This window comes from Streptomyces sp. (genome assembly GCF_019510245.1).
Taxonomy (GTDB): Bacteria; Actinomycetota; Actinomycetes; order Streptomycetales; family Streptomycetaceae; genus Streptomyces.
This window is the reverse complement of record NZ_JAEKKT010000082.1, coordinates 1-8,741: the sequence shown is the minus strand read 5'-3', so window position 1 is coordinate 8,741 and position 8,741 is coordinate 1. Positions and strand designations below refer to the sequence as shown.

9 protein-coding genes and 1 pseudogene are annotated in these 8,741 nt (G+C 70.5%); 3 read left to right on the top strand and 7 right to left on the bottom strand.

Annotated features, from left to right (window positions below; all coding sequences use genetic code 11):
• From repSA to JF597_RS04850, 3 genes and pseudogenes are all read left to right on the top strand, one after another.
• A pseudogene (gene repSA / locus JF597_RS04860) lies at positions 1-484 on the top strand (replication initiator protein RepSA); the annotation flags it as partial.
• A complete protein-coding gene (locus JF597_RS04855) occupies positions 481-678 on the top strand; it encodes a helix-turn-helix domain-containing protein (RefSeq protein WP_093474319.1) in 198 nt (65 codons plus the stop codon). The pseudogene repSA and the gene JF597_RS04855, both read left to right, overlap by 4 nt.
• Positions 678-1,913 (top strand): site-specific integrase, encoded by a 1,236-nt coding sequence (locus JF597_RS04850; protein WP_293989355.1) that lies wholly within the window; start codon positions 678-680, stop codon positions 1,911-1,913. The genes JF597_RS04855 and JF597_RS04850 overlap by 1 nt, the downstream gene beginning before the upstream one ends.
• Positions 1,914-2,087: 174 nt before the next feature.
• Here JF597_RS04850 and JF597_RS04845 read toward each other — a convergent pair whose 3' ends face one another.
• The 7 genes from JF597_RS04845 to rpsB all read right to left on the bottom strand — a co-directional run.
• On the bottom strand, positions 2,088-2,876 hold the full coding sequence (locus JF597_RS04845; protein WP_293989352.1) for a VOC family protein: 789 nt from the start codon (positions 2,874-2,876) through the stop codon (positions 2,088-2,090).
• A 27-nt stretch (positions 2,877-2,903) separates the two neighbouring features.
• A complete protein-coding gene (locus JF597_RS04840) occupies positions 2,904-4,136 on the bottom strand; it encodes a cytochrome P450 (protein WP_293989349.1) in 1,233 nt (410 codons plus the stop codon).
• A 172-nt stretch (positions 4,137-4,308) separates the two neighbouring features.
• Positions 4,309-5,628 (bottom strand): phosphatidate cytidylyltransferase, encoded by a 1,320-nt coding sequence (locus tag JF597_RS04835; RefSeq protein ID WP_293989346.1) that lies wholly within the window; start codon positions 5,626-5,628, stop codon positions 4,309-4,311.
• Positions 5,628-6,185: a ribosome recycling factor gene (gene frr, locus JF597_RS04830; protein WP_132889831.1), complete on the bottom strand. Its 558-nt coding sequence runs from the start codon at positions 6,183-6,185 to the stop codon at positions 5,628-5,630. Before frr ends, JF597_RS04835 begins: the two co-directional genes overlap by 1 nt.
• 146 nt (positions 6,186-6,331) lie before the next feature.
• The gene (gene pyrH, locus JF597_RS04825; RefSeq protein WP_293989341.1) at positions 6,332-7,090 is read right to left on the bottom strand and encodes a UMP kinase; all 759 of its coding nucleotides are present in this window, start codon (positions 7,088-7,090) and stop codon (positions 6,332-6,334) included.
• 207 nt (positions 7,091-7,297) lie between these two features.
• Complete coding sequence (gene tsf, locus JF597_RS04820; RefSeq protein WP_293989338.1) at positions 7,298-8,134, bottom strand: translation elongation factor Ts; 837 nt, start codon at positions 8,132-8,134, stop codon at positions 7,298-7,300.
• A gap of 133 nt (positions 8,135-8,267) precedes the next feature.
• Positions 8,268-8,741: 30S ribosomal protein S2 (gene rpsB / locus JF597_RS04815; protein WP_293989335.1), on the bottom strand; the 474-nt coding region annotated here is incomplete at its 5' end.

Sequence of the window (8,741 nt, the reverse complement as noted above, 5' to 3'; positions counted from 1 at the left end):
GGCCGTCGCCTCCTACGTCGCCAAGTACGCCACCAAAGCGGCCGAGAACACCGGCACCCTCGACCGCCGCATCGGCGAACTCTCCGAACTGGACCGCCACGGCGTCCCCGACCACACCCGCCGTCTGATCGAAGCCTGCAAGCTGCTCGACCCGTTCTATCCGGACCGGCGCCTGTGGGCCTGGGCGCACATGCTCGGCTTCCGAGGCCACTTCTCCTCCAAGTCCCGTCGCTACTCGACCACCCTCGGCGCTCTCCGCCAGGCCCGCGCCGACTACCGCGCCGCCCAGGAGCACGCCGCCCTCGGTCTCGACGGCCAGGAGCCGGACACCGTCCTGGTCCTCGCCGACTGGCAGTACGCGGGCCATGGCCACTCCCCTGGCGAATCCGTCCTGGCCGCCACCATCGCCCGCGGCCTCCAGCTCAACCGCGAAACCGCCCGGGAAGCACTGCGGGACCTGGTCCTGGAAGGAGCCGCTGCATGACCGTTCGCACGCTTCCGGAGCGGTACCTGACCCCGGCCGACGTCGCCGAGCTGCTCGGTGTTCCAGTCGAGACGCTGTATCAGTGGCGGCGCAAGCGCACAGGTCCTCCGGCCTTCCGCGTCGGCCGGCACCTGCGCTACGACCCTGTCCGGCTTCGCCAGTGGGTCGACGGGCTGACCGAGGTGGCCGCCTGATGCCGGGTCACGTGCAGGATCTCTGGTACAAGACCGAGCCGGGCCCGGACGGCAAGCCGGTGAAGGTGAAGACCGACCGCTATGGCAAGGGCCTTCGCTACCGGGCCCGGTACGTCGGGCCGGACGGCACCGAGAAGAGCCGATCGTTTCCCGACCGTCAGAAGCGTCGTGCGGAAGAGTGGCTGGCCGAGACGGCTGCTGACATGTCTCGTGGCCAGTACGTCGACCCCAAGGCCGCCCGGATCACCTTCCAGCAGTACGCGGAACGCTGGATCGCCGGACAGACCACTGACTTGAACACGCGTATCGGAGTGGAGACCCGGCTTCGGCTGCACGCTTTCCCGCGCATCGGGGCGCGTCCGCTCGGGTCCTTCCGTCCGGTCCACATCCGCGAGTTCGTGCGCGACCTGGAGAACGACTCGATGGGCGGGAGCTACGCCCGCAACATCTACGCCAACGTCCGCGCGGTGCTGTCGGCCGCTGTGGATGACGGCCATCTCGCCCGGAATCCATGCTCGGCTGCATCTGTCCGCCCACCCGCCGCATCGGCCTCCCGAGTCGTGCCGTGGCTCCCCTCCCAGGTGCTCGCGGTCCGCGACGCGCTGCCCGAGCGCTACCGAGCCATGGTCGACGTGGGCAGCGGCTGCGGCCTCCGACAGGGCGAGATCATCGGCCTGGCCGAAGACACCTTGCAGCTCGGCGGCGACACCCTGCGGGTGACCACTCAGGTCAAGTTGATCCGGGGCACTGCCGTCTTCGCTCCTCCGAAGGGCAACAAGGAGCGGGACGTACCGCTGCCGTCCTCGGTTGCCTCAGCCCTGCGCCGGCATATGAAGAGTCACCCGCCCGTGGCAATCAAACTGCCCTGGATGCGGCCGGACGGCCCGCTCACCGAGCGGCGCCTCATCTTCACCAACACGGCCGACGGAATCGTCTGGCGGAGCAACTTCAACATCCAGGAGTGGAAGCCCGCTCTTGCGGCGGCCGGCCTAATCCCAACTCCGGAACCCGGCAAGCCGTACGCCTCCGCCCGGCAGCACGGGATGCACGCCCTTCGCCACTTCTACGCCTCGGTCCTCCTGGACGCGGGCGAGAGCATCAAGGCCGTGAGTGAGTACCTCGGGCACTCCGACCCAGCGATGACGCTGCGGGTGTACGCCCACCTGATGCCCAGCAGCAGCGAGCGAGCCCGGCGGGCCCTGGACGGGGTCTTCAACATGGGCCAGGAGCCCTGACGGCCCGGAGACGGCCCAGCGGGTACAGGGCAGCCCCCTACTGGCGAGAACATCGCTGGTGGGGGGCTTCTCCGTGCCCGGAGCACAACAGTTCTCCGGGATTAGGCATGGCCTTATCAGTGTCGCAGATCAACTGAGGTGGCCTGCGACGGAAGTCCGGCGGGGAGCCTGGGCTCAGCCCCTGGCCGTCGTGATGACGGCGAAGAGGGCGCCGGAGGGGTCGAGGAACATGGCGAAGCGGCCGATGCCGGGTGCCTCGGTGACCGGGATGAGGACGGTGGCTCCGGCCTCGGTGGCCCTGGCGGACGTGGCGTCGCAGTCGCTCACCTCGAAGTAGGGATGCCATTCCGGCGTCGATCCTGCGTCGAGGTTGGCCTGGGGCAGTTGCATCAGCCCGCCGTGGGCCGCCGCCGGGCCGCCGCCTGCCGGGGTGAGGATCGTGTAGGTCAGTCCCGGGCCCATCGGCACGTCCCGCGTCTGCCAGGAGAAGACCGCCGCGTAGAACGCCTTCGCCGCGTTCGCGTCGGTGGTGTAGAGCTCCGTCCTGGACAGGCTGCCGGGCACCGCGACGAGGTCCAGGCCCGGGGTCTCGCCCGGCTGCCAGACCGCGAAGTGCGCGCCGGCGGGGTCGATGAAGGCGGCCGCCCGCCCGAAGGCGAAGACGTCCGCCGGGGCGATCCGGACGCTGCCGCCCGCCTGCTCCACGGCCTTGGCGGTGGCGTCGGCGTCCGGGGTGTGGAAGTACACCCTCCAGGACGGCGTCGCGCCCTCCTCGGTGAGCGGGCCGATCCCGGCGACCGTTTCGCCGTCCTGCTCGAAGAAGCCGTAGCCGCCCGCCTCCGGTCCCGCCGACCGGTGCTCCCAGCCGAAGACGGCCGCGTAGAAGGCGGCGCTCGCGTGGGTGTCCGTGGTGCCCAGGTCGAGCCAGTTCGGGGCGCCGGGGACGTAGGTGGTCGTCAGCATGGTGGGGTTCTCCTCGGTCCTTGCCAGTCACCAGGTCACGGGCAGCGTACGCGGTCCGCGGATCAGGCCCTGGCGCTGGAACTCGACCTCCTCGGGGGGCACGGCCAGCCGGATGCCGGGGAAGCGGGAGAGGACCGCGCCGATCATGGTCTCGGCCTCCATGCGGGCCATGATCGCGGCCATGCAGTGGTGGGGTCCGTGACCGAAGGCCAGGTGGGGACCGCCCGCGCGGTCGAAGTCCAGGTCGTCGGGGTCGCTGAAGACGACGGGGTCCCGGTTGGCGGCGACGTAGGCGTTGTAGACGACGTCACCGGCCCGGATCAGCCGGCCGCCGACCTCGACGTCCTCGACGGCGACCCGCGGGATGCCGACGCCGTTGCGGTGCGGGACGTAGCGGAACAGTTCGTCCACCGCCCTGGGGAGCAGCTCCGGCTCGCGGCGCAGCCGGTCCAGGTGGCCGGGGCGGGTGAGCAGCGCGTACATCATCGAGCCGCTGTTGTTGCGGACCGCGTGGCCGCCGCTGACCTGGACGGCGGTGGCCAGGGAGATCGCCTCGTCGTCGGTGATCTCGCCGTCCTCGGTGGCCCGGGCCAGCACTCCGGCGAGGTCCTCGCGGGGCTCCTCGCGGCGGCTCCGCAGCAGCTCGGCGATCCGGGCCCGGGTGGTCCGGGCGGCCTCCCGGGCGCGTTCCTCTGCGTCGGGGCCGGCGGAGAGCAGCGCCTCGCCGGTCTCCGCCCAGCGGTGCCAGTCCTTCTCGTCGATGCCGAGGAAGTCACGGATCACGGCGATCGGGAACGGGCCGTGCAGATGCTCCATGAGGTCGGCCGGCGGGCCCGCGGCCTCCATCGTGTCGAGGAGTTCACCGGCCCTGCGCTCCGCCATCGGCCGCAGCCGCTGCATGGCCCGCCCGGTGAAGGCACGGGCGACGACCCGGCGCAGCCGGTTGTGCGCGGGCGGGTCGATGTACTGAAGGCCGGCCGTCTGGGAGGCCACGGGGGCCGGGCGCATGCTGGTGACCTCACGGCCGACGACCAGCTCCCGGGAGAAACGCGGGTCGGAGGTGACGAAGCGGACGTCCTCGTACCGGGTGACCAGCCAGGCCTCCCCCTCGCCGTACGCGAGCCGGATCCGGGTGACCGGCTCCTCGCGCATCACCTCGTCCAGGAAGGGGTCCGGGTCGAGCGCGGGCAGATCACCGACCGGCCAGAACCGGACCGGCGGAGGAGGCGGGGTGGCGGCCGGAGCCGGGTCGAGGGGCATGGGCACACTCCCTGCGCGTCGGAGGAGACAGCGTCCTCACAGGGAGTCTGCCGCCCGCCGGAACGACCCTGCGATTTCTGCTGCGTCATCCGGGGCCGGCATGCCACCGAGCCCCCGCCCTGCGACGGGGGCTCGCCTTGCCGCTGCCGCGGCGGGGCGCCGTGGCCCGGTGTCAGGCGCTGCCGACGAACAGCACCATCAGCAGCCACACCACCGGAGCGGTGGGCAGCAGGGAGTCCAGTCGGTCCATGATGCCGCCGTGGCCCGGGAGCAGGGTGCCCATGTCCTTGATACCCAGGTCCCGCTTGATCATGGACTCGCCGAGGTCGCCGAGCGTGGCGCTGGCCGCGACCGCGAGGCCCAGCAGCAGGCCCTGCCACCAGGTGCCGTCGTCGATCAGGAACTCCATGCACAACGCGCCCGCGACCATCGCGAACAGCACCGCGCCGACCAGGCCCTCGCGGGTCTTGCCGGGGCTGATGCGCGGGGCGAGCTTGTGGGTGCCGAAGCGCCAGCCGACCGCGTAGGCGCCGGTGTCGCTGACCACCGTGAGGAGCAGGAAGGTCAGCACCCGCAAGGGGCCGTCCTCGGCGGTGAGCATCATCGCCACGAACGTCGCCAGGAACGGGACGTAGAACGCGGCGAAGAGACCCGCCGTGACGTCCTTGAGGTAGCCCTCCGGCGGTTCCGTCATGCGCCAGACGAGGACCGCGAGGCCGGTGAGCGCCAGGGCGACCCAGGCGCCCTCGGCCCCCCGCGCGTACCCGGCGACCACCATCGCCGCGCCGCCCAGCGCCAGCGGGACCAGGGGCGCCTTGATGCCCTTGCGCTCCTGGAGCCGGCTGGTCAGTTCCCACAGGCCCACCACGACCGCGATCGCCACGACACCGACGAAGACGGCCTTGACGACGAACAGGGACGCCACGATCACGACGCCCAGTCCGACGCCGACCCCTATGGCCGCACCCAGGTCGCGTCCCGCGCTCTTCTTCTGCGGCGCGGGCGCCGGCTGTGGGGCGTCGGGCATGGGCTCCGGATTCTGCGGCGCCGCCGCGTGAGGCAGGGGCTGCGCCGACGGTTTGTCGTTGCGGAACGTCTCGTCTCGGTACCGGGGACCGCCCAGCCGGGCGGCCCCCCTGTCACCGTCCTGGTCCGAGCCGTACGGGGGTACGTCGTCGGGCACGATGGGCATGGGGCGAGTCTGCTGCGCGTTCTGCGCATCGTACGCGGGAGCCGCCGGGGCGGCTCCCCGGACCTGCCCCTGGTCGTAGCCGTGGGCGCGACCGGGACCGTACCCCTGGCCGGGACCCTGGGCAGGGCCTGCGCCGTACCCCTGACCGGAGCCGTGGGCGGGGCCGTATCCCTGGCCGGAGCCGGGGTCGTACGCCTGGCCGGGACCCTGATCGGTCGGTTCCCAGTACCCGGCCGGTGGTCCGGCCTGCCCGGGCTGCGGCCCGGCGTGCGGCGGGGCTCCCCAGGATGAGTCGTTCATCAGACTTCGAGAAGCTCCGCTTCCTTGTGCTTGAGGAGCTCGTCCACCTGTGCGACGTACTTCGCGGTGGTGTCGTCGAGCTCCTTCTCGGCGCGGCGGCCCTCGTCCTCGCCGACCTCGCCGTCCTTGATCAGCTTGTCGATGGCGTCCTTGGCCTTGCGGCGCACGGAACGGATCGACACCCGCGAGTCCTCCGCCTTGCCCTTGGCGACCTTGATGTAGTCGCGGCGGCGCTCCTCGGTGAGCTCCGGGAACACCACCCGGATGATGTTGCCGTCGTTGCTCGGGTTGACGCCCAGGTCCGAGTCGCGGATGGCCTGCTCGATGTTGCGCAGGGCCGTCTTGTCGAACGGGGTCACGACCGCCATGCGCGGTTCCGGTACGGAGAACGAGGCCAGCTGGTTGATCGGCGTCGGCGCGCCGTAGTAGTCGGCCACGATCTTGTTGAACATCGCCGGGTGCGCACGACCGGTGCGGATCGCGGCGAAGTCCTCCTTGGCGACCACGACGGCTTTCTCCATCTTCTCCTCGGCTTCGAGGAGGGTCTCTTCGATCACCACTTGCTCCTGCGTGTCTTGAGTAAGGCCCGGCTGCGGTTCCGTTTCGGGGCGCCGGCCGGCTGCGTCGCGTCTTCTTTCCCCGACGGTTCCCGACCGGCAGGACATTGTCCATCCCCCGGTCAGGGTCCGTCAGGCGGTGCCGGTCAGTCCCGGCTGCCCTGGTCACCCACCAGCGTGCCGATCTTCTCACCCTTGACGGCGCGCGCGATATTGCCCTCCACCAGCAGCTCGAACACCAGGATCGGCAGCTTGTTGTCACGGCAGAGCGTGATCGCGGTGGCGTCGGCGACCTTGAGCTCGCGGGTGATGACCTCGCCGTAGCCGAGGGAGTCGAACTTGACGGCGTCGGGGTTGGCCTTGGGGTCGGAGTCGTAGACCCCGTCCACGCCGTTCTTGCCCATGAGCAGCGCCTCGGCGTCGATCTCCAGGGCGCGCTGGGCGGCCGTGGTGTCGGTGGAGAAGTACGGCATGCCCATACCGGCGCCGAAGATGACCACGCGGCCCTTCTCCAGGTGGCGCACGGCGCGCAGCGGGATGTACGGCTCGGCGACCTGTCCCATGGTGATCGCGGTCTGCACGCGCGAGTCGATGCCCTCCTTCTCCAGGAAGTCCTGGAGGGCGAGGCAGTTCATCACGGTGCCGAGCATGCCCATGTAGTCGGAGCGGGCCCGGTCCATGCCCCGCTGCTGGAGTTCGGCGCCGCGGAAGAAGTTGCCGCCGCCGATGACGACGGCGACCTCGGCGCCGTCGCGGACGACGGCCGCGATCTCACGGGCGATCTTGTGCACCACGTCGGGGTCCACGCCCAGGCCGCCGCCACCGGAGAACGCCTCTCCGGACAGCTTCAGCAGAAACCGGCCGCGCACTTTGCCGTCGTCGCTCTTCTGGGCCTTGGTGGTCATGGAGATCCCGCCTCTTTCACGTGGTGCACATACAAAGAAGGCCATTGCCGATGGGGTCGCTTTTCGCTGCCCATGCGCGGCAATGGCCTCCTCGTCAGATCTGCCGCCGTCCGTCACGTCCCTGGGTGTGGCGGGTGTACGGACGACTGCTGTCGACCGACCCTATCGGGATTTACCCGCGGGTCGCGCGTCGATCGCGGTACGGACTCAGATGCCGACCTTGATGCGCGTGAAGCGCTTCAGGGTGACACCGGCCTCGTCCAGGACCTTCTGGACCGACTTCTTGTTGTCGAGCGCGTACGGCTGGCCGAGCAGCGTGGCGTCCTTGAAGAAGCCGTTGAGGCGACCCTCGACGATCTTCGGCAGGGCGGCCTCGGGCTTGCCCTCGGCGCGGGTGGTCTCCTCGGCGATGCGGCGCTCGGACTCGACGACGTCGGCCGGCACGTCCTCCTTGGCGAGGTACTTCGGCGCGAAGGCGGCGATGTGCTGGGCGACGCCCTTGGCGATCTCGGCGTTCGGCTTGTCGAGCTCGATGAGGACACCGATCTGCGGGGGCAGGTCGGGCATCGTGCGGTGCATGTAGGCGGTCACGTAGCCGTCGGCGTACTGCGCGAAGCGGTCCAGGACGATCTTCTCGCCGAGGTTGGCGTTGGCCTCGTCGACGTACGCCTGGACGGTCTTGCCGGGCTCGATCTCGGAGGCGAGCAGGGCCTCCAGGTCCGCCGGGGCGGTCTTGGCGACGTGCTCGGCGATGGTGTTGGCGACGGCCTGGAACCGCTCACCCTTGGCGACGAAGTCCGTCTCGCACTTCAGCTCGACGAGAACGCCGGAGGAGTTGTCGTCGGCGATGATCGAGACCACGGCGCCGTTCTCGGCGGAGCGGCCCTCGCGCTTGGCGACGCCCTTCTGGCCCTTGATGCGGAGCGCCTCGACAGCCTTGCCGACGTCGCCCTCGGCCTCGTCCAGGGCCTTCTTGCAGTCCATCATGCCGGCGCCGGTGAGCTCGCGGAGCTTCTTGACGTCAGCGGCGGTGTAGTTCGCCATGAGTCGTTAAGTCTTTCTCGAAGTCGGGAGATCTGCCCGATCCACGATCTACACGTAGATGTAGAGCGCGAATCTATGGGTGAACGGCGGGGGCGTACGGGATGTCGCCGCCCCCGCCGTCAACGCTGACGGGTCAGGCCTGCTCGGCGTCCTCGGCCGGAGCCTCGGCGGCGGCCGGAGCCTCGGCGGCGTCCTCGACGGCGGCCGGAGCCTCGGCAGCGGCCTCGGCGGCCGGAGCCTCCGCCTGCTCGGCGTCGGCGACCTTCTCGGTCTCGGCGGAGGCCTGGACCTCGGCGTCGTCCGCCTTCTTCTCGCCCTCGAGCAGGTCGCGCTCCCACTCGGCGAGCGGCTCGCCGGCGGCCTTCTCGCCCTTGTCACCGGTGGCGACGCGCGAGCGGCTGATGAGGCCCTCGGCGACGGCGTCGGCGATCACGCGGGTGAGCAGGGTGACGGAGCGGATCGCGTCGTCGTTGCCCGGGATCTTGTAGTCGACCTCGTCGGGGTCGCAGTTGGTGTCGAGGATCGCGACGACCGGGATGTTGAGCTTCCGGGCCTCACCGACCGCGATGTGCTCCTTCTTGGTGTCCACGATCCAGACGGCGCTGGG

Coding starts and splice junctions, on each gene's coding strand:
- JF597_RS04855 (WP_093474319.1), top strand. CDS start 481: ATGACCGTTCGCACGCTTCCGGAGCGGTACCTGACCCCGGCCGACGTC.
- JF597_RS04850 (WP_293989355.1), top strand. CDS start 678: ATGCCGGGTCACGTGCAGGATCTCTGGTACAAGACCGAGCCGGGCCCG.
- JF597_RS04845 (WP_293989352.1), bottom strand. CDS start 2,876: ATGCTGACGACCACCTACGTCCCCGGCGCCCCGAACTGGCTCGACCTG.
- JF597_RS04840 (WP_293989349.1), bottom strand. CDS start 4,136: ATGCCCCTCGACCCGGCTCCGGCCGCCACCCCGCCTCCTCCGCCGGTC.
- JF597_RS04835 (WP_293989346.1), bottom strand. CDS start 5,628: ATGAACGACTCATCCTGGGGAGCCCCGCCGCACGCCGGGCCGCAGCCC.
- pyrH (WP_293989341.1), bottom strand. CDS start 7,090: ATGACCACCAAGGCCCAGAAGAGCGACGACGGCAAAGTGCGCGGCCGG.
- tsf (WP_293989338.1), bottom strand. CDS start 8,134: ATGGCGAACTACACCGCCGCTGACGTCAAGAAGCTCCGCGAGCTCACC.